This window comes from Marinomonas sp. ef1, assembly GCF_002806845.1.
Lineage (GTDB): Bacteria > Pseudomonadota > Gammaproteobacteria > Pseudomonadales > Marinomonadaceae > Marinomonas > Marinomonas polaris.
In genome coordinates, this window is the sequence record NZ_NHTT01000007.1 from 168,418 (window position 1) to 189,452 (window position 21,035).

Annotated in this window: 18 protein-coding genes; 12 read left to right on the plus strand and 6 right to left on the minus strand. The window is 44.5% G+C overall.

Annotation, left to right across the window (positions count from 1 at the left end; genetic code table 11):
* Entirely contained in the window at positions 1-1,515 is a 1,515-nt protein-coding gene (locus CCS02_RS11805) for a malonate--CoA ligase (RefSeq protein WP_100636659.1), read from the plus strand.
* Positions 1,516-1,827: 312 nt separating this feature from the next.
* A complete protein-coding gene (locus CCS02_RS11810) occupies positions 1,828-2,976 on the plus strand; it encodes a N(5)-(carboxyethyl)ornithine synthase (protein ID WP_100636660.1) in 1,149 nt (382 codons plus the stop codon).
* 100 nt (positions 2,977-3,076) lie between these two features.
* Here the strand turns inward: CCS02_RS11810 and CCS02_RS11815 are convergent, their stop codons facing one another.
* Genes CCS02_RS11815 through CCS02_RS11835 form a run of 5 tightly spaced genes read right to left on the minus strand, consistent with a single transcriptional unit; the run spans position 3,077 to position 7,403 of the window.
* Positions 3,077-3,712, minus strand: coding sequence for a tetratricopeptide repeat protein (locus tag CCS02_RS11815; protein WP_100636661.1), 636 nt, complete (start codon positions 3,710-3,712; stop codon positions 3,077-3,079).
* On the minus strand, positions 3,709-4,548 hold the full coding sequence (locus tag CCS02_RS11820; RefSeq protein WP_084122430.1) for an SDR family oxidoreductase: 840 nt from the start codon (positions 4,546-4,548) through the stop codon (positions 3,709-3,711). Before CCS02_RS11820 ends, CCS02_RS11815 begins: the two co-directional genes overlap by 4 nt.
* 7 nt (positions 4,549-4,555) lie before the next feature.
* Complete coding sequence (locus CCS02_RS11825; RefSeq protein ID WP_100636662.1) at positions 4,556-5,227, minus strand: TenA family transcriptional regulator; 672 nt, start codon at positions 5,225-5,227, stop codon at positions 4,556-4,558.
* Entirely contained in the window at positions 5,224-6,720 is a 1,497-nt protein-coding gene (locus CCS02_RS11830) for an AMP-binding protein (RefSeq protein WP_100636663.1), read from the minus strand. Before CCS02_RS11830 ends, CCS02_RS11825 begins: the two co-directional genes overlap by 4 nt.
* Positions 6,720-7,403 (minus strand): thermostable hemolysin, encoded by a 684-nt coding sequence (locus CCS02_RS11835; RefSeq protein ID WP_100636664.1) that lies wholly within the window; start codon positions 7,401-7,403, stop codon positions 6,720-6,722. Before CCS02_RS11835 ends, CCS02_RS11830 begins: the two co-directional genes overlap by 1 nt.
* A 426-nt stretch (positions 7,404-7,829) precedes the next feature.
* Between CCS02_RS11835 and CCS02_RS11840 the strand changes: the two genes are divergently transcribed.
* On the plus strand, positions 7,830-9,317 hold the full coding sequence (locus CCS02_RS11840) for an amidase (protein WP_100636665.1): 1,488 nt from the start codon (positions 7,830-7,832) through the stop codon (positions 9,315-9,317).
* Between the two features lie 29 nt (positions 9,318-9,346).
* Positions 9,347-10,684 (plus strand): D-serine ammonia-lyase, encoded by a 1,338-nt coding sequence (locus tag CCS02_RS11845; protein ID WP_100636666.1) that lies wholly within the window; start codon positions 9,347-9,349, stop codon positions 10,682-10,684.
* A 100-nt stretch (positions 10,685-10,784) separates the two neighbouring features.
* On the opposite strand, the gene CCS02_RS11850 is transcribed toward CCS02_RS11845, so the two are convergent.
* A complete protein-coding gene (locus CCS02_RS11850; protein WP_100636667.1) occupies positions 10,785-11,705 on the minus strand; it encodes a LysR family transcriptional regulator in 921 nt (306 codons plus the stop codon).
* Between the two features lie 205 nt (positions 11,706-11,910).
* Here CCS02_RS11850 and CCS02_RS11855 point away from each other — a divergent pair, with 205 nt between their 5' ends.
* The 8 genes from CCS02_RS11855 to CCS02_RS11890 all read left to right on the plus strand — a co-directional run bounded on the left by CCS02_RS11855 (position 11,911) and on the right by CCS02_RS11890 (position 20,909).
* Complete coding sequence (locus CCS02_RS11855) at positions 11,911-13,485, plus strand: ABC transporter substrate-binding protein (protein ID WP_100636668.1); 1,575 nt, start codon at positions 11,911-11,913, stop codon at positions 13,483-13,485.
* Positions 13,486-13,601: 116 nt separating this feature from the next.
* Positions 13,602-14,519 (plus strand): ABC transporter permease, encoded by a 918-nt coding sequence (locus CCS02_RS11860; RefSeq protein WP_072840078.1) that lies wholly within the window; start codon positions 13,602-13,604, stop codon positions 14,517-14,519.
* Between the two features lie 10 nt (positions 14,520-14,529).
* Positions 14,530-15,447 (plus strand): ABC transporter permease, encoded by a 918-nt coding sequence (locus CCS02_RS11865; protein WP_072840077.1) that lies wholly within the window; start codon positions 14,530-14,532, stop codon positions 15,445-15,447.
* 16 nt (positions 15,448-15,463) lie between these two features.
* Positions 15,464-16,462: an ABC transporter ATP-binding protein gene (locus CCS02_RS11870; protein ID WP_100186402.1), complete on the plus strand. Its 999-nt coding sequence runs from the start codon at positions 15,464-15,466 to the stop codon at positions 16,460-16,462.
* Complete coding sequence (locus CCS02_RS11875) at positions 16,462-17,295, plus strand: ATP-binding cassette domain-containing protein (protein WP_100186401.1); 834 nt, start codon at positions 16,462-16,464, stop codon at positions 17,293-17,295. The genes CCS02_RS11870 and CCS02_RS11875 overlap by 1 nt, the downstream gene beginning before the upstream one ends.
* A 58-nt stretch (positions 17,296-17,353) precedes the next feature.
* Positions 17,354-18,769, plus strand: coding sequence for a M20 family metallopeptidase (locus CCS02_RS11880; RefSeq protein WP_100636669.1), 1,416 nt, complete (start codon positions 17,354-17,356; stop codon positions 18,767-18,769).
* Between the two features lie 10 nt (positions 18,770-18,779).
* Entirely contained in the window at positions 18,780-19,997 is a 1,218-nt protein-coding gene (locus CCS02_RS11885) for a M20 family metallopeptidase (RefSeq protein ID WP_100636670.1), read from the plus strand.
* Between the two features lie 246 nt (positions 19,998-20,243).
* The gene (locus CCS02_RS11890) at positions 20,244-20,909 is read left to right on the plus strand and encodes a glutathione S-transferase (RefSeq protein ID WP_100186398.1); all 666 of its coding nucleotides are present in this window, start codon (positions 20,244-20,246) and stop codon (positions 20,907-20,909) included.
* The last annotated feature ends 126 nt before the right edge of the window (positions 20,910-21,035 follow it).

The following is a 21,035-nucleotide window of genomic DNA, read 5'->3' on the forward strand; positions in this document are numbered from 1 at the left end:
ATGACAAACCCACTATACGATCGCTTATTTGGTAAGCATAAAGGCAAAACAAGCGTTTTTTTGCAGCAGCCTGATGGCTCTACTATGACTCATAATGAGTTTCTTGAATTGGCCTCGCAATACGCCCATACATTGGTTCAGTTAGGTTTGCAGCCTGATGATTGTCTAGCGGTACAAATTGCTAAGTCTCCCCAAGCCTTAGCTGTATATGCAGCCTGTGCACAAGCCGGTGTTGTTTTCTTGCCATTGAATACGGCTTATACCGCGGATGAAGTATCTTACTTTGTCAAAGACAGTCGAGCAAAAGTGCTACTTTGTGACGAGAAACAAGCCGCCGCATTGCAACCTGTGGCCGCCGTTTGTGGCGCTATATTAAAAACGCTAAACGAAGATGGTTCCGGTGAGTTTTCTGTATTAGCTCAAACTATGCCTACAGTGTTTGATACGGTACCTCGTGAAGAGGATGACTTGGCTTCTTTCCTTTATACCTCAGGTACGACTGGGCGTTCAAAAGGTGCGATGTTAACTCATGGTAACTTGTTATCCAACTCTCAAGCACTTGCCGATGAATGGCGTTTTACTGAGCAAGATGTTCTGCTCCACGCACTTCCTATTTTCCATACTCATGGTTTGTTTGTTGCGACAAACGTGTCATTGACTGCAGGTAGTAAAATCATTTTCTTGCCAAAGTTTGATCTTGATATCATGTTGAATTTGATGCCTCAGGCGACGGTTATGATGGGGGTTCCAACTTTTTACACACGTTTATTGAGTGATCCTCGTTTTACCAAAGAACTTGCGCAGCCTATGCGTTTGTTTATTTCTGGTAGCGCGCCTTTGTTAGCCGATACTCATGTTGAGTTTGAAGAACGAACTGGGCATCGCATTTTGGAACGTTATGGCATGACGGAAACCAATATGAATACCTCTAATCCTTATGACGGGGAGCGTCGTGCAGGTACTGTTGGTCTTCCTCTACCGGGAACCGAGGTGAAAATTACTGATATGGATACAGGCGAAACGTTACCTCAGGGTGAAATTGGCCAGATTGAGGTACGTGGACCTAATGTCTTTAAAGGCTATTGGCAAATGCCAGAAAAAACGGCTGAAGAGCTGCGTGAAGATGGTTTCTTTATTACAGGAGACCTAGGACTTATCGATAAAGATGGCTATGTTCATATCGTCGGACGTAATAAAGACCTCATTATCTCTGGCGGCTACAATATTTATCCAAAAGAGTTGGAGTTATTGCTCGACGAAGAAGAAGGTGTATTAGAGAGTGCCGTGATTGGTGTGCCACATGCAGATTTTGGTGAAACGGTTGTTGCCGTTTTAATTGCAAAACCAGGTGTGACGCTAGATTTAGAGTCGATAGAGAAAAATATTGCTCAGACTTTGGCGCGTTTTAAGCAACCGAAGAAGTTTGTTGTTATCGAGGAGTTGCCAAGAAATACGATGGGCAAAGTACAGAAAAATCTATTGCGAGATCAGTTCGGGCATCTATTCGCAGCATAAAGAAAATCTCCCTTGGTGGCACATTGTGCCACCTTTTTTATTGGTAATGTCAGGTTAAGCCAGTTATTGATGGGCTTTGGTGTTACCATGGCCTGTCTTCGCACTGATCCACACCCCGTAATGGACGCCTACTTTTGCAAGATTGGATGTCCCTCTCAGACCACTTCGTATCTTTTATACATCAGCAGTATTAATAATAATTCTAACGACATTTAACAGATCTAAACCAGTTTATTGGCGTGGTTGATCACGCGTTTGTGAACTCAAACAAGTTTATATTTTTATTAAATTCTTTATTAAAAAGGAAACAGTATGAGTCAACTAACTTTTGGCGTGATCGGTACATCTAGAAAAACAGATGAGCGACGTTATCCTATCCATCCGGAGCATTTAGTTCGCATTCCTGAATATCTTCGTCATCGCTTAATTTTTGAAGAAGGCTACGGATCAGCGTTTAATATTTCTGACGACGAGATTGCAGCACAAACTGGCGGCATTGCCACACGCCATGAAATACTTGCCGATATTGGTGCGGTAATTATAGCCAAACCTGTATTGGCCGATTTAGAAGAATTACGCGAAGGCGGCATTTTGTGGGGTTATGTTCATTGCGTGCAACAACGGGAGATTACCCAAGCGGCACTGGATCGCAAGCTCACCTTGATTGCTTTCGAAGACATGTTTGTCTGGTCTCCAACGGGACAAGTTGGTCGTCATACCTTTTATAAAAACAACGAAATGGCCGGTTATTGTGCGGTGATTCATGCCTTGCAGTTAAAAGGCATCGACGGACATTATGGCAACCAGCGTAAAGTGGTTATTTTTAGCTTTGGAGCAGTAAGTCGCGGTGCGATTTATGCGCTTAAAGCCCACGGATTTCGTGATATCACCATTTGTATTCAGCGACCAGACCATGAAGTACGTGAAGAAGTACTTGATTGTCATTATGTAAAAGTACGCGAAGGAGAAAAAGGTGAAGCGCGCATGGTGGTGGTTGAACACGACGGCACGATTCGTCCTTTGACTGAGCTGATTGGTGAAACGGATATTATCGTGAATGGTACTTTCCAAGAAACAGATCATCCGACCAATTTTATTATCGAATCCGAAGCGGCATCGTTGAAACCAAATTGTTTAATCATTGATGTCAGCTGTGACGAAGGCATGGGCTTTTTCTTTGCCAAGCCGACTAGCTTCCAAGAGCCGATGTTTCAGTACAACACTATCGATTATTATGCTGTCGATCATACGCCAAGCTACTTATGGGAAAGCGCCACGCGCTCGATTTCTGCCGCCTTGATTGTCTACTTAGAAAACGTCTTAGAAGGCCGCGAGCATTGGCAGCAAAACGAAACCATTCGCCGAGCGATAAACATCGATGAAGGCGTGATTAAAAATCCGCTGATTTTATCCTTTCAACATCGGGAAATTACACCTCCTTATGCCGCGCTAACGGCGTAAATAGAACAAGGCAAAAAAACAAACAGCCAATATTCCGGTGTGAGATGGAAGCTTGGCTGTGATGGCTTTCTGTCATTTTATTGGTAAACAGGAGTGTCCTTTATAGCTTCTGATTTACCTTTTCCATCAAGGTATCCACTTCTTTGTGGCGGCCAATATCAGCGATAGGACGAGTTGGTCTAGGAGCGGCTTTTTGGGCTTTTTCTAGGTGTTGTTTCGCTCCTTCATAGTCACCATCGTCGTATAAAAACTCTGCAAGGAAGTAGTTACTGTCGATGCTAGTCGGGTTAAGTTTGTAAGACTGCACCAGTAATTCTTTGGCCTTTTTGTCGCTACCAAAGCCAATCGGCCAACCTGGCACTTTATGATAAAGCACGCCTAAGCTTGTCATTGCGGAACCCGATAAAGCACTAGGATTAATCGTAATAGCGTCTTCGAATGACTTTTTCGCCGCTTTCGCTAAAGATAACGCACCTAATCCGCCTTTTGCACCCGCAGTGCTCGATTGAATAATACCAAGCCAAATCAGATCGTCTGGATTATTCGGTTCTGCATTAACCAGTTCCTGCGCTTTGATCGCAAGGTCGTTAAACGCTGCTTCTTTGGCATCGTCTTCCATTTGATAGTTAATTTGCGCCCAACGCTGTTGAATCTCTAACAAACTAGAGGTGCCAGCGGCCCAAGTAGAGGAAACTAAGCCGAGAGTGAGTAGGCTAGCAGTAATAAATGATTTCATGATAATACCTCTTGTGCTGTTTGCTCGACGTCTTTTTCACGACGTAGAAAGCGTTTAATAATCGGAAGTTTTTTAAACAGAGCTTTGTCCACAATATGTGGAAAAGCACCGTTGATTTTGACAAAGAGCTTTTCAGGAAAACCGACAAACAGTCTGGCGTGACCTTTTTCAAGTTGTTGAATAAGGGCGTTAGCAACGCTTTCTGGTGAATCTACGCTATTGCCCAAGGCTTTGTTCATCGCCATTGCTTGATCGCTGTTAATGCTGGTGGCGGTTGCTCGTGGCGCAAAGTAACTAATATGAACATTCGTATCTGCTAATTCACGGTACAAGGCTTCAGTAAAACCTCGTAGACCAAATTTGCTGGCGCAGTAAATCGATTGTCCAGCGAAACCTATGCTGCCAAACGCTGAGCCAACATTGATCACGTATGACGGTGCTGGTTGCTGTTGATCGGCTTTTTGCAACAAAGGCAGTAATTCTTGAATAAGTAGAATTGGTGCTAATAAGTTGATTTCTAAGGTGTCTACAATGACGGCTTCTTCTGTCTCTTCCAGTAAAGAGAACTGCCCAACGCCTGCGTTATTAATCAACATACTGATTGCGTTCAATTCAGCCATGCGGCAGATTTTTTCACGGCCTTGTATTGTGGTGATGTCCGCCACGAGTATCTTATGTTCGCCAGTCAAAGAATCGCTAAGTTGTTGCAAGCGAGATTCACTTCGACCTTGCAGTATCAAGCTTACCCCTTTGTTGGCTAAGGCTTTCGCGATTGCTTGACCTATGCCGCCCGTCGCGCCAGTTAATAAACAGGTTTGTTGTTGCCATTGCATCATGCTTCTCCTATGCCGCGTCGGCTTGAGCTGTTGTACTGTCTAGCTCGCGGAAAATATTGGCGTAAAGTTTGAAAAACATTTTTGCACTGTGAATGATCTGATCTTGTTCGTTTTTGTCAGTGATTTTATTCATCAGGTTTTCAAAGAAGACGATGTGTTCTTGATCCAATGAGCCATGTGAACGCAAGTAGCTAAAGGCATTCGCAGGTAAGTCGAGTTTGTTTTTGATTTGTTCTGCAGCGTTATCAGCTAAGGCAATGCTGGTGCCTTCAAGCACGAAAACCATGCCAAAAAAACGCAATGGATTGATACGATTTACTGCGTCGTAGGCGTACGCTACCATCAATTCTGTTGCCGCTGCTGGCAGGCTTCTGCGTACGGTTTCTTTGTCCGCACCACAGGCTGCGATGTCGTTTAGGATCCATTCTTGATGGCCCATTTCTTCTTCAATGTATTCGCCAACAGCTTCCCGTAGCCATTCTTTTTCTTCCGATAAACGACTACCCACAGCCATCAATAATGGCACAGTGTGTTTGACGTGATGATAAGCCTGAGTCAAAAAATCGATGTAGTTTTCTAAGGTGATTTGGCCATGGAAACAGCGTTGGATAATAGGTGATGTCACCAAGTATTGTCTTTCAGCTAGGGTTTCTTGTTGTAGGCGTTGATAAAGTGTCATAGTGATTCTCCAAATGCGGTGTTTAATTGTAAAAAAGTGTCTTGGTATAAGGGTTCAATTTGGTCGGCAAAATGCGCCAAAATTTTATCGCGAATCGGTTTTCCTGTAGCGGTGACCATGCCTGGAATGCTCATCAATGGCTGCGCTAGTGGAAGCCAAGTGCCAATACGAGCGTAATCTGGCAAGTGTTGATTCACCATGGAAACCACTTGTTGAATTTGCTCTTCGGTTATGTGCGCTGCTGCAGGGCTGAGTAATGCGCCGCAATAAGGTTTTGCTTCACCAAACACCAATGCTTCGCGGAAATAACCCGTTGCCATGAGTTCGGCTTCTACCCATTCTGGTGACAAGTTGCGACCAAAAGAGTTAATGATGATGTTCTTCTGGCGCCCATCAATGTTCAGAAAACCGTTTGTTAAGCTGACTAAATCTCCAGTGCGTACTTCTTGTGGATAAAAGCTTTCTGGTTGATTTAGGTAACCAAGGAAAAGGTTGCCAGTGATTACTAATTCTCCTTGCTCAATATGTAATTGATTATGGGGCAACACGGCTCCGGCAGAGGCTTGGTCTTCTTGCATAGGTGTATTTAATGACACCACAGACGCGCATTCAGACAAGCCATAACCTTGATAAACAGGTAAACCAAGAACGTGTGCTTTTTGCACTAAACCTGCAGCGACTTTTCCGCCGCCAACAGCTATAAATCTTAAGGACTGTGGAGGCTTCCAACCTTGCTGACAGGCACCAACAAACAGCGAAAGCAGCTCTGGTACTAAAATCAAACTGGTTGGTTGTTGCTGGCTGATCAGTGCTAGTAATTGTTGCGGTTGAGCCAAACGGCTGCCACTAAAACCACGTTCTTCTTGGCTTGCTAAAATAATGGTGCCGCCAACTAAAAGAGGCGCATAAATACCCGCGATATTTTCTAACAAAGTCGCCAAAGGTAATAAACACAAATGGCGAACGTCTTGTAGCGCTACTGCATCAGCAAGAGAGTGCGCGACATTTAATTGTGCTTCGTTGCTCAAACAGACGCCTTTCGGACTGCCTGTGGTGCCAGATGTAAAGGTGATTTTATTCGTCCCAGCTGGAATTTTGGGCTCATGTTGTACCGTTAAACGAGTGGCATAAACACCTGCAAACGGGCTATCCGTCGCATCATTGTTAGCTGGGCTGTTCCTGTTACTGGGACTATTGTTGTCTTGTGTTAGCATCAATTCGATGCCGCTTTCATTAAGCAAGTGAGCCGTTTGTTGAGGGCTGAAAAAGCTCGGTACTGGCACGCAACAAAGCTCTGCGTCTTGGCATGCTAGGTCAAACAATACCCATTCAATGGTGTTATCCATGGCGACGGCAACCCGAGACACTTGTTGCTCTATCAGCCAGTTTTTACGAGCGGTCACAGCATTAGCTAGCGCTTGATAGGTTAGCTGTTTGTCTTGTTGTACTAGGGCGATTTTATTTGCCCATTCTGGTGAAGAGAAATACCACATTATGCGTTCCTTAGCTGCTGCAATAGGTGTTGGAAATTTGCTTGAACAAGATCCATTAAGGCTTCTAGTTCAGGTTGCTGCAGTGCTAGTGCGACTGCTTTTTTCACGTCCAAAAACATTACTTTGGGGTTGTTGTCGTAATAACTGCCCCATTGAGTGCCGTCATTTTTTAGCAAGTTAGGGTTTGCATCGGCTAAAAAGGTAAGTGGCAGTTTTAGTTTTCCCAATAGCTGGCGCACCTTTTCTGTACCTGCAAAAACTAAGTAGCTCACCTCGGAAAGGTATAGACCCATCACTACCGTCATTAATAAGGGCAAGGTAAAACGCTGGTTTTGACTATAGAGATTACCTAACTCTGCAACACTGGAGCGTTCGGTCCAGATGCCGTGTTTTTCTAAGCTCTCGGTGATTGAAACAGGTAAATATTGTTCGACAAATAATGGCTGAGTGCCGCGACGAACGCCCATCACTGCTCTTAAACCTTGTGCTTTAATACCAAGCAGAATCGGCATGAAAGTGTTCACATCCGCTTGGTATTTTTTCGCAAAACCGTCTTTGACAAAAGTTTCTAAATCCTGTCGAGCGTAACCGTCTGCATTAGCAGCAACAAACTCATAGGGCATGGTTGGGGTGGCGACAATGGTTCGCTCTTTGTTGGTCTGTAATGAATCTGAATGCTGCATAGTGGAAAACACCTCAATTTGTATAGCTTCAGATTAGAGACTTAGAATTAAGAAAAACTTACGTCGAAAAAGTATTTTATTAATAATAATAAAAAAGTTTTCCACGTGATTAGTAATTAATAAACCTTTTAATATCATGTGCTTATCTTCTATTTTTAATTTTATTGAAGCCTCTTAGAGGCTTAAGAAAAGCACTTTCCTTAAGAATGCTTAAGAAAGTACATGGAAAATTAAGCGATTGGAGCTAGCTGGGTTTAGACGCATGGACAAGAAGTTATCGAGAGTGTTTTATTATTTTAAGGAGGCCACTTGCTTTGCCTAAAATGCATGGATACCTTCGAATTATTCCGCTTTTTCGATGCCTTTTTGAGGCTTAACATCGTTTTAATTTAATTACGATGTGAATAACTCACTAAGAAGGTATGGATGGAAGCTTGTGATCTAAATGCAGCCGAAGCGCGCCGATTGATGGCGCAAAAGTCATTGTCTGTTATGGAGTTGGCGCAAAGCTGTATTACGCGAATGAATGCAGTGAATCATGCTGTGAATGCAATTGTTGCTTGTGATCCAGATGATCTAATGGCTCAAGCTAAGCGAGCTCAAAAAACCATTGATAAAGGCGAGTCGTTGGGCGTGTTGCATGGTTTGCCATTGAGCGTGAAAGACATGGTCGACCTAACGGGGTTCCCAACGACATTCGGCAGTACAATTTATAAAGATAATATGGCCACATCTGATGACCCAATGGTCGCGCAGTTACGCCAAGCAGGCGCTTTGCCGCTTGGTAAAGCCAATAATCCGGAATGGAGTGCGGGTGGCAATACACGCAATGCTGTTTATGGTGCGACGGCGAACCCGTTTGATGTGACTCGTTCGGCGGCCGGATCTTCTGGCGGCTCGGCGGTGGCGTTAGCTTGCGGCATGACCCCATTAGCAACCGGATCAGATACTGGCGGCAGCTTGCGTAATCCAGCGGCCTTTTGTGGCGTAGTTGGCTTTCGTCCTTCTCCTGGCGTGGTGCCTGGACATAGTCGGCCTATCGGCTTAATTCCTCTACCAACCAATGGGCCGATGGCTCGTTCAGTCGAAGATGTTGGCTTGATGTTATCGCAGATGATTCGTCCTGATCGTCGTGATCCTTGGGTCTCTGTGGTGGAGGGCGTTGGGCAACACAATGCCGATGCTTATCGCCACTTACCGGACTTTGATCTGAGTAGCGCTAAAGTGGCTTTTACCAACGACTTTGGCTTTGCCATGACGGAAAATTTGATCAAAGAATCCTTCCAAGAAAAAATCGACAAGTTTGGTTCTGTATTCGCCCAATGTGACAATGCGCATCCTAATTGCGACAACGCCGATCATATTTTTGCTGTGTTAAGAGCGCTTAACTTTTCTGGTCATCACCGCGATTTGTCCCACAAATACCCAGATCAAATGGGGCCAAATATTTTGATGAATATTGAAGAAGGCGAGTCATACAGCGCATTAGATGTAGTCAGTGCGCTAAACAAACAAAGCGTGATGTATCGTGCGTGGCAGCTGTTTTTTGATGAGTATGATTTTATTTTGGCGCCAACCACGACGATTAGCCCACGAGATTGGCATGAACTTTACCCAGAGCAGATTGATGGCAAGCCGACACAAAGCTATTATCACTGGCTTTCTATGGCTTACGCATCGACTTTAACAGGTCATCCATCTGTGACTCTGCCAGTGGGCCGAGACAAAAACAACATGCCGTTTGGTTTGCAGATCATTGGCCGACGAGGCGACGATTTATCCACCTTGGCGTTTGCCAAATCGTTAGAAGCCTTGTTAGAAAAAACACCTGATCTCGCGCGCCCAAGAGTCGATATCGCCATGTTGTCTCGTTTGCCAGCGTTGAAAAATACAGACGGTTTTATGGGATTTTAATTTATCGAAAGCTTTCATGGAGTATTTAAGTGACCGACTATATTTCTACCCCTGTTGTGCAGTCGCTAATTGCATTGCAGGAAATCACTTGGTTCAATCCAAAAAAAGCGCGGTTTGATGAAGTGCAATCTAAGCTGTCTCTGCAAATGTCAGACATGCTAGATGCCTCTGATCGACTCACGCGTTTTGCGCCTTATCTTGCTCAAGTGTTTTTCGAAACGGCGGTTACTAACGGCATCATCGAATCTGAGTTAAAGGCCATTCCTGCTATGCAGCGAGCTTTGTCGGATTCGCTGAATCTAGAAATCCCCGGCCGTTTATGGGTGAAGTGCGACAATCAATTACCGATTGCTGGCTCTATTAAAGCTCGTGGTGGTATTTATGAAGTCTTATTGCATGCCGAGCGTTTGGCGCTAGCAAATGGCTTATTAAAAACCAGTGACGATTATCGGGCTTGTGATTTAGAGCATTTTCGAGAGTTATTTTCAAAGCATCAAATAGTTGTCGGTTCAACCGGAAATCTTGGCTTAAGCATTGGCATTATGAGCGCCAAATTGGGCTTTGATGTCACGGTTCACATGTCGTCTGATGCCCGTGAATGGAAAAAAGCCTTGCTAAGAAGCAAAGGCGTCAATGTCGTTGAACATACTGCTGATTATGGAGTGGCAGTGGAACAAGGTCGACAGGAAGCCATGCAAAAGGATACGGCGTATTTTATCGATGATGAAGATTCTAAGTCATTGTTTTTAGGCTACAGCGTGGCGGCATTACGATTGCAAAAGCAGCTGGTCGAGCAGGGTATTGTCGTCGATAAAGATCATCCTTTGTTTGTCTACTTACCTTGTGGTGTCGGCGGCGCGCCTGGCGGTATTACCTTTGGCCTGAAACAGGTGTTTGGTGATCATGTGCATTGTTTTTTTGCAGAACCGACGCATTCTCCTTGTATGGTGTTAGGAATGGAAACGGCTTTGCATAACGGCATTTCTGTACAAGAACTGGGTATCGATAATCAAACCTGTGCCGATGGTTTAGCCGTTGGCCGACCTTCTGCTTTTGTTGGCCCAATGATGGATTCACTGCTCAGCGGTGTTTATACCGTCTCTGATGACAATATGTATCGTCATTTAGCCATGCTGGTGGATACTGAAGGTATTCCTGTAGAGCCGTCTGGCGCCGCGGGTGCAAGTGGTGTGCTGCGAATTTTAACCGAAGGGCATGATTACCTAACGGCTCACCAAATCGAAGAAAAAATGTCGCAAGCGACACATATTATGTGGGCAACTGGCGGCGACATGGTGCCTGAAGAAGAAAGAAAAGCCTATTATCAGAAAGGTAAGGCTCTCTTGGAAAAGGGTAGAGGTTTCTAGAAAAAAGGCACAGCATTATTGTTTTGATGAATTGAGCCAAAGATTGTCTTTGGCTCTTTTTTTATATCTTAAAAATTGAAAGTAGTGCTGAGTCTATGTCTTAGATGCTTTTTTCATTCTGCATTTTTTCGATCATATAATCTAAGAATACTCTCACTGCAGCGGGTAAGGTTCGTCCTGATAGGGTTTGTACTTCAATGTTGCGGATGTCCATACCCCTATCTCGAATCGGGATAGCGACCAATTCGCTGCTGGCCAGTTGATGACGTATCGAAATTTCACCCGCAAGATGAATACCGCCGTCATAAGTCGTAAAGCGGTTTAAGGTCGCCATATTGTTGGATACTAAAACAGGATCGAATAACAAATTTAAACGGCTACAGCAGATATCAAACAGCTGTCTGACTGTGGTGCTTTCTTCTGGTAGAGCTATTGGGTATGGCTGTAATTGGGCTAAGGAGATGCTTTTTTTGTTAGCTAATGGGTGATTTGGATTTACCACAGCGAGGATCGGAGAAGGTTGTCGGTAGGCGACTTGAATATCTTTGGCTGGAGATAAACTTAAGGTCACTCCTATGTCGGCATCTCCATGGCTAACGCGTCGTGATACTTCCCCAGGAGAGCTGACATTGATCTGAAAATGAATGCCTTCATGTTGTTCTCGAAAACTTGCAATGTTACGAGGCAAGAATTCCATTGCAAAACCTTCCGAGCAAGAAATTTTCACATGGCCTCGATTAAGACCTTCCAAAGCGGCAATTTCCGATACAATTCTGTCCGATTCTAGTGCGTTTTTACGAGCGTAAACCGCGAGCATTTCACCTGCTGCACTCAACTCCATCCCTCTAGGACGGCGCTCAAACAAGGTTGTACCGAGAATATCTTCTAGATTATTTATCTGCCTGCTAATTGCGCTTGCTGCCACATTTAAGTGCAAAGAAGCTTCGCTTATCGATCCATATCTTGCGACCTCTAAAAAATAGCGTAGCGCGGTATCTTGTAATCTTAATGCGGCTTCCATCGTGTTTTTCCTGCATTTTAACGAACGTTGGCGATTTTTATTAGATTTTATATTTTTTATCATTTCGCCATAGTCATGCTTTTTTGGCAACGATTCTTTGCATTTTTTTTAATTGTGGCAATGGTATTTTTTGCATAATGTGAATGAAAAATGAAAGTTGCACTGCATGAATATCACATTAAAAAAATGTAAAAGGAACGAAACGATGAAAAAACTCAGTCATAACCATTTTTCTCGACGTCAAGTATTAGACCGCGCTCCACGTCGAACGCTGGTCAGTGCTCTTATCGCTTGCTCTTTGGTTGGTGTGACAGCGCCAGCATTAGCGAATAAGGCGAATGACACCTTGGTGTACGCTGTAGGGCTTGAGCCGGAAAACGTCAGTCCTTATCACAACAATGTGAGGGAAGGTATTATCCTGTCTCATCTTGCTTGGGATACGTTGATTCATCGAGACATGGAAACTGGCGAATATCAGCCTTTGTTAGCGACCAGCTGGAAATGGGAAGATCCAACGCATTTGCTTTTTACTTTACGTAAGGGCGTCACTTTCCAAAATGGAGATGCTTTCAGCGCGGCGGATGTGGCTTTCACCTTTAATTATGTTACGTCTCCTGAGTCTAAAATCGTCACGCGTCAAAACGTCGATTGGATCGATCATGCTGAGCAAGTTGATGAATACACTGTACGTTTGGTACTAAAGCAGCCTTTCCCCGCAGCATTGGAATACTTGTCTGGCCCAACGCCTATCTATCCTGAAAAATATTTTAAGTCGGTTGGCATTGAAGGCTATGCCAAAGCACCTATTGGTACAGGCCCTTATAAAATCACTGAAGTACTGAGTGGTGAAGGAGCGAACCTAGAACGCTATGAAGGCTACTTTGAAGGTGGTCCGATTAAAAAACCTGCAATCGGAAAAATTCAATTCAAAGTCATTCCTGATCCTGATGCTCGCCTTGCTCAGCTGATGACCGGCGGTGTGGATTGGACATGGCGTGTACCGTCCGATCAGGCAGATGAAATGAAAATGATGCCAAATTTGGAAGTAATTAGTTCCGAAACTATGCGAGTTGGCTATTTGGCAATGGATACCAGCAGCGAAGCTCTAAAAGATTCGCCATTCCACAATAAGCTAGTTCGTGAGGCTGTGAACTACGCGATTAATCGTGATGCGCTAGCAAATGAATTAGTTCGTGGCGGCAGTCGTGCCATTTATACGCCGTGTTTCCCTTCCCAGTTTGGTTGTGATGTGTCCGCTGCGAAAAAATTCGACTATAACCCAACCAAAGCGAAAGCCTTGCTTGCAGAAGCTGGCTACCCAAATGGTTTCCAAACTGATTTTTATGCTTACCGAGATATGGATTTAGCTGAGGCTGTTCTAGGTAACCTTCGAGCAGTTGGTATCACCGCTAAAATGCACATGTTGACCTATGCAGCATTGCGCAAAGAGCAGCGTTCAGGAAACGTTCCCTTGGCTTTCCAAACATGGGGTTCTTATTCTGTGAACGATGCTTCCGCCATGACCAGCGTTTATTTTAATGGTGGCGCGGATGACATGAACCATGACAAAGAGGTGATCGCTTTAGTCAATGCAGCGGATACCAACGTTGACCCTGAAATTCGTAAAAAGAATTACAGTGAAGCGATTAAGAAAATTACTGAAGAGGCTTATTGGGCGCCAATGTTTTCTTATTCAAGTAATTACGCCTTCAGTAAAGAGTTGAACTTCACACCTTACCCTGATGAGTTACCGCGCTTTGTAGAATCAAGCTGGAAGTAATTAGTAAGACGCTTACTACTTTGTGGTAAGCGTCGCTAGTTTGAACCTTTGCTCCTGTGCCTAGTGATAAAGGGTACAAAGGATCAAAGTCACAAAGGCGGTTGTGAGGTTTTTTTATGTTGGTATTTATATTTCGTCGATTACTGGTGGCGTTGAGTGTGGCAATCACTGTGTCTATCGTGAGCTTTATGTTGCTGCATTTGTCTGGTGATTTGGCTATTTCGATTGCTGGACCTGAGTCTACCGCTGAACAGGTGGAGCAAATCAGAATCGATTTTGGTTTGGATAAGCCGATGGTTTATCAATACTTTGATTGGCTATGGTCAGCGGTTCAATTGGATTTTGGTCGCTCTTATTATTTTCAAGATACCGTAATGTCACTGATTAGTGATCGTTTACCGGTAACGCTGACACTAGGTGGTTTGGCGTTAGGATTAGCAACGGTAATTGCCATCCCTCTTGGTGTGATTGCTGCTATTAAGCAAGATACTTGGATTGATCGCTTGGCGTTGACCATCGCGGTTATTGGTCAAGCTATGCCGAGCTTTTGGTTTGGTTTAACTCTGATTGTGGTGTTTGCGGTTAACTTGCATTGGTTACCTGCTGGCGGTAATGAGACATGGCAGCACTTTGTTTTACCTGCCATCGCTTTGGGCTATTACGCCATGCCAGCCATGATGCGCTTAACGCGTACCGGCATGCTTGAAGTATTGAATTCTGACTACATTCGTACCGCTCGTTCTAAAGGTTTGAATGAATCTTCTGTCATCTTTAAACACGCTTTGCGCAATGCGGTAATTCCTGTTGTGGCCTTGGCGGCGGTCGAATTGGGTTTTATGTTAGGCGGCTCGGTGGTTATCGAATCGGTGTTTTCTTTAAAAGGTTTAGGGCAGCTCGCGTGGGATGCGATCACCCGTAATGACTATCCAGTGGTGCAAGCCGTGGTGTTGATTATTGCGGTGTTTTATATCCTGTTAACTTTTCTAGCTGATGTGATCAACGCCATGCTTGATCCACGTTTGCGTGTTCGCTGAGGTGTCTACTATGTCTGATTCTACTTCTACTGTTTCAACCGCTCCTAGCGCAAATACCTTTTTGCCTGTGGTTCCTGAGTGGCGCCGAATGATGAATCGCTTCTTGGGTCACCGTGGTTTGTTAATGGGCTCAATTATTCTTGGTCTGATTGTGGTGCTGGCGATATTGGCGCCTTGGTTGGCACCTCATGATCCTTATTTACAAAATATTTCTCAGCGCATGATCCCACCTGTTTGGCACGAAAAAGGCTCTTGGGAACATATCTTTGGCACCGATAAATTAGGCCGAGATTACCTAAGTCGCTTGCTTTACGGGGCGCGAATTTCGCTGACGATTGGTTTGTCCGCAGCACTTATTTCTGGGCTAATTGGTACGACTTTGGGTGTTCTGGCTGGCTATTTCGGTGGCCGAGTCGATGCAGTAATCAGCTACATCATTACTACGCGTTTGGCTATGCCGGTTGTTCTTGTGGCTTTAGCTATGTCTGCTTTGGTAGGTGGCTCCTTGCAAATGGTGATCATCTTATTGGGGTTGTTGTTGTGGGATAGATTTGCGGTGGTGGCACGTTCCACGACTCAGCAATTGCGGGATGCTGAATTCATAGCTTCGGCCAAAGTACTAGGTGCTTCAACAACTTACATCCTAGTACGGGAATTATTACCTAATATTTTAAGCGCGTTGATTGTCGTTATGACCTTGGAAATGGCACATGCAATCTTGCTAGAAGCGACCTTGTCCTTTTTAGGATTGGGGGTTCAGCCGCCAATGCCATCCTGGGGATTAATGATCTCGGAAGGCAAAGCGTACATGTTTTTTAAAACTTGGGTCATTGCTATTCCCGGCATTGCGCTGATGGTGTTGGTATTGGCGATTAATTTAGTGGGTGACGGTTTGCGTGATATGAACGCACCAGAAGGCCGGAACTGAGGCCAGAGGAGACATCATGAAACGAATACTCGACGTGAAAAATTTACAAGTCAGTCTGCCAACGCCAAATGGCGATTTGCGAGCTGTGCGTGGTATCGATTTACATGTAAATAAAGGTGAAATGCTCTGTATCGTAGGGGAATCTGGTTGTGGTAAATCCATGACTTCTATGGCGCTGATGGGCTTATTGCCGAAGCGAGCTGAAGTGACCGCCGAGGCAATGCAATTTGACGGTATGGATTTATTGTCCTTATCGAAAAAAGAGCGAAATCAAGTGCGCGGCATGCGTATGTCGATGATTTTTCAAGAGCCGATGACCTCGCTGAATCCCTCTTATACGTTAGGCAATCAACTTTGCGAAGGCATTATCAAGCACAAAAAAGTGAGCAAAGATGAAGCCAAAAAACGCGCAGTGTATTTATTGGAGCGCGCTGGTGTGCCGTATCCAGAAAAGCGTTTAGATCAGTATCCACATCAATTGTCTGGTGGTTTGCGTCAACGAGTGATGATCGCCATGGCGCTGATGTGCGAGCCAGACTTGATCATCGCGGATGAACCAACCACGGCACTAGATGTGACGATTCAAGCACAGATATTACGTTTAATTCGTGAACTTCAGCAGGAATTTGGCACCGCCGTTATTTTTATCACTCATGACCTTGGTGTGGTCGCACGCATTGCCGATCGTGTAGCGGTGATGTATGCCGGACAAGTAGTAGAAACGGCTTCTGCGCAAGATTTGTTTTCTGATCCACAGCATCCTTATACCAAAGGGTTGCTCAACTGTATTCCTGTTCCTGGTAAAACCTTACCTGGTAGTCATTTGGAGTCTATTCCGGGCGTGGTTCCGAGTCTGATTGGTGAACTAAAAGGTTGTGCTTTTGAAAACCGTTGTAGCGTCTCTATTGGAGAGTGTTGTTACCGTTCGCCTAGCTTAGAAAATCACCTAGGTTCAGAAGATCATCAAGTACGTTGTTCTATTGCTACAGCGTCGTCATTTCGGGAGGCGGTGTAATGTCAGAATATGCTTTGGAGTTATCAAATTTGTCGCGCCATTTTTATCTAAAAAATGGGGCTTTCAAAGAGCCTACATTACTGAAAGCAGTAGACGGCATTTCGTTACGTATTCGTCCCGGTGAAACCTTGGGTTTGGTTGGCGAATCAGGCTGCGGGAAAAGTACTTTGGCGAAAATGATTCTAGGTTTATTAGAGCCTACTAATGGCGACGTATTGATTAATGATAAGGCGAGAGGATCAAGTTCACGCTTGTCGATGTCTCGTCAGTTGCAGCCGATTTTTCAGGATCCTTATTCGTCTTTGAATCCACGTAAAACTATTGAGCAAATTATTCGTTTGCCATTGCAGCTGCATAAAATTGGTGATGCTAAAAGCCAGCAAAAAGCCGTGAAAGACATCAGCGATTTGGTGGGTTTGCCTGAGCGGTTATTAAAAAATTATCCGGGGCAATTGTCAGGTGGTCAGCGTCAACGTGTTGCTATTGCTCGAGCCTTGATTTTAAAACCTAGCATTTTGGTATGCGATGAGCCGACTTCGGCGCTAGATGTGTCTGTTCAGGCACAAATTCTTAACTTATTGATGGATCTGAAAAAAGAGCTAGGACTGACGTACTTATTTATCAGTCATAACCTTGGTGTGGTTGAGCATTTGGTGGATCGAGTGGCAGTGATGTATCGCGGGAAAATTGTCGAGCAGGGCACCCGAGAACAAATCTTTCAAAATGCACAACATCCTTATACACAAGCTTTGTTGTCTTCCGTTTTAACACCAGAGCCAGCTCTAGGTTTGCCTGACGTGTTGGACTCTAGTGCATGGGATAAGGCTTCGTAATTTTTTCATTTTTTAAGGGCCACTTTAGCCTGCTTTTTATTTTACTTAAGGAGAGAACATGAGTCGTCAATCCAGCATTCAAGGTGCGGAGTTTTACTTTGATTCCGGTGCCTTTTTTACTGCCTTAGAGCAACGTGTTAGCGTTCACAGTGAAAGCCAGAACCACGATGCCTTTGATCAATTACATGCTTATTTGCAAGACATTATTATGCCCGAACTTGCTTCATTGGGCTTTCAATCACGTATTGTTGCCAATCCGGTTACCGAAGCAACACAGCCGGGCTCTTGGCCATTTTTGATTGCCGAACGAATCGAAGATCCAACCCAACTGACGTTGCTGACCTATGGTCATGGCGACGTCGTGCGCGGCTATGACGATCAATGGAAAGCTGGATTATCGCCATGGAAAGTAGTGGTAGATGGCGACCGTTGGTATGGACGTGGAACGGCGGATAATAAAGGCCAGCACACTATCAATTTTGCTGCATTGAAACAGGTTATTGATGCGAAAGAAGGCAAGCTAGGCTTTAACGTTAAAGTGATCTTAGAAATGGGCGAAGAAGCAGGTTCACCCGGATTGGCTGAGCTTTGTGAACTGCATAAAGAGGAACTAGCTGCAGATTTGTTTATTGCGTCCGATGGTCCAAGGTTAAGTGCTGAGCACCCGACAATTTTCCTCGGTTCTCGTGGAGGATTCAGTTTCGATTTAAAAGTACTGTTGCGCGATGGTGCTCATCATTCAGGCAATTGGGGTGGTTTATTGAGCAACGCTGGTACGCGCTTGGCCCATGCTTGGGCTTCCATGGTGGATGCCAAAGGTAAGATTCTTGTCAAAGGCTTGTTGCCTGCGCGCTTGCCTGAATCGGTTCGTGCTGCTTTAAAAGACATTCCTGTGGGTGAGGGTGCAAATAGCCCGGCCATTGATCCTAATTGGGGCGAGCCAGATTTAACCCCAGCCGAGCGGGTTTTTGCGTGGAACACTTTGGAAATGTTGGCGTGCAAAACAGGTAATCCAGATATGCCTGTAAATGCTATTCCCGGTTACGCTAGCGCTCATTGTCAGCTGCGTTTTGTGGTAGAAAGCGACAGCCAAAACTTTTTAAAACATATTCGTGACCACCTTGATCGTCATGGTTTCAGCGATGTTGAAGTCACTGATAGTGGTCATATCATGGAGGCAACGCGTCTTGATCCTGAAGATCCTTGGGTGGATTGGGCTTTGGGTTCTCTTGCTCAAACTACCGGTAAGAAACCTGTGTTACTGCCTAATTTAGGTGGCTCGCTGCCAAATGATGTGTTTGCCAATATTCTTAATTTACCTACCGTTTGGGTACCACATTCGTACCCAGCGTGCAGTCAACATGCGCCAAATGAACACGTTCTAGCGCCAGTGTGTCGTGAAGCCTTACAGATAATGACGGGACTTTTTTGGGATTTATCCGAACAAGGCTCATCAATTCAGGCCAAACGTTAAGGAGAGCAAAATGACATTATCGACAGCAAAAAAGGTAAGCAACAGCGCACTCGCACCTTATGCGGATTTACTTTGTGACTGGTTGGCAACACAAGAAGACGAGATGATCCAATGTCTAAAGGAATTAGTCGATACCGACTCGAACAGCTATGACAAAGATGGTGTTGATGCGGCAGGAAAGCTGATGGCCTCTTGGTTAGAAGCCGATGGTATCGAATGTCGATGGCATAAGTCTGCTAGCTCTGGCGATGTATTGGAAGCACGTATTGCTTCTGGATTTGATAAAAAAGACGCACAGCCTGCTATTTATCTTATGGGACATAGGGACACAGTTTTTCCCAAAGGAACGACGGCAACGCGAGGTTTTACTCGTGACGGCATGACGGCGTTTGGGCCTGGCGTAGCTGACATGAAATCTGGCTTGGTATTGAATTGCTTTGTGTTAAGAGGTTTGCAGTATCTGTTGAATAACTCTGATCTCACCGAATTGCCTCATCCCGTTGTTGGCTTGTTCACTGGTGATGAAGAAATTGGCTCGCCAGAAGGTCGACACGTTATTCAGCAAATGGTTAAGGGCGCAAAAGCCGTATTCAATGCCGAACCTGGTCGTATCAGTGGCAATGTTGTGTCGGCCCGAAAAGGCGGTGCGAGCTTTGAAATTTTAGTTAAAGGCAAAGCTGCTCACTCTGGCGTAAACCATGCTGATGGAGCCAGCGCAATTGGTGGCTTGGCTCTGATCATCACTGAGCTGCATGCGTTGACTAATTACGAAACCGGTGTAACGACCAATGTTGGTTTAATTAGCGGTGGTATGTCTTCCAATACTGTGGCTTCAGATGCCACTGCCAAATTGGATTTACGCTATATCACCAAAGAACAAATGGTCGAAGCTATAGACGCAATTCAGGCTATTGTTGATACGCCTAGACTGAATGGTGTGACCGCTTCTGTGCGATTGATATCGGCGTTCCATCCTTTTGAATCAAGCATGAGCGATGTCTTATTGGCGCACTATCAAAAACAAGCAGAGTCACTGGGGTTCACCGTAGAAGGGGAATTCACGGGTGGTTGTTCGGATGCTGGTTTTACCTCGTCGATGGGCGTTCCGACCTTATGTGGAACAGGACCCGTAGGCGCAAAAATGCATACTGATGGCGAGCTTTGTTTGTTGGATACCTTCGTGCCTCGTACTCAAGCGGTTGCTAAGAGTGTGTTACTTCTGCCGTAAAAGCTGGAAAAATAGCATTTTCGTCATTAAATTATCGAGTGTAGTTTATTTTATCTATAAAAAGGCTTCCACAGGGAAGCCTTTTTTTGATTTTTTTGACCTTTACTATTTGGCCTTTCATAAGCGCTCTTATTTTCTACAGACGTTTTTATTTTTAGTTAGTCATCTCTTTTCTGCTTTATTGCGTATAGCTTGTAGTGTAAAAGTGAATAATATCCGTTCCTGATAAGACAATAAGGAGATTATATGATTACGGTTCATCACTTAGAGAATTCCCGCTCTCAGCGTATTTTATGGTTGTTGGAAGAGCTTGGGCTTGAGTATGAGATTGTGGAATACAAGCGTGACCCTGAAACCGCTTCTGGTCCTGAATCTTTGAAAAAAGTACACCCGCTGGGTAAGTCTCCGGTGATTACTGATGGTGATTTAACCGTGGCTGAGTCTGGTGCGATTATTGAATATTTGTTAGATCAATATGATACGGAAAAGCGTCTGAGGCCGACGGATGGCAAAGCGTTATTGGATTACCGTTATTGGTTGCATTTTGCTGAAGGCTCTTTGATGCCTTTGTTAGTGATGAAGTTGGTGATGATGAAGGTGCCACAAAGTCCGATGCCTTTCTTTATCAAACCCATTGCGAAAGCGATCACCAGTAAAATCCAAGATAAATTCATCACGCCACGTATTACTCCTCAAATGCAGTTTATTGAAAAAACTTTGGGTGAGCATACGTGGTTTGTCGGTGAGGAATTAACTGCTGCAGACATTCAGATGAGTTTTCCATTGCAAGCATCGAGCACACGCATGGACTTGTCTAAATATCCGAATATTGCGCGTTTTATCAAGCAAGTAGAAGCGGTGCCAGCTTATCAACAAGCTTTAGCAAAAGGTGGTACTTTTACTACTTTGTAGTCTCTTTTTTAAAGTATTGCTTACATCAAACTAGAGTTGATTCTTTATAATAGTCTTTAGTTTGATGTTTAAATATTTTTCATTTATTGATATTCATTCTCATTTGTTGTACTTTTCTGCTTCTAA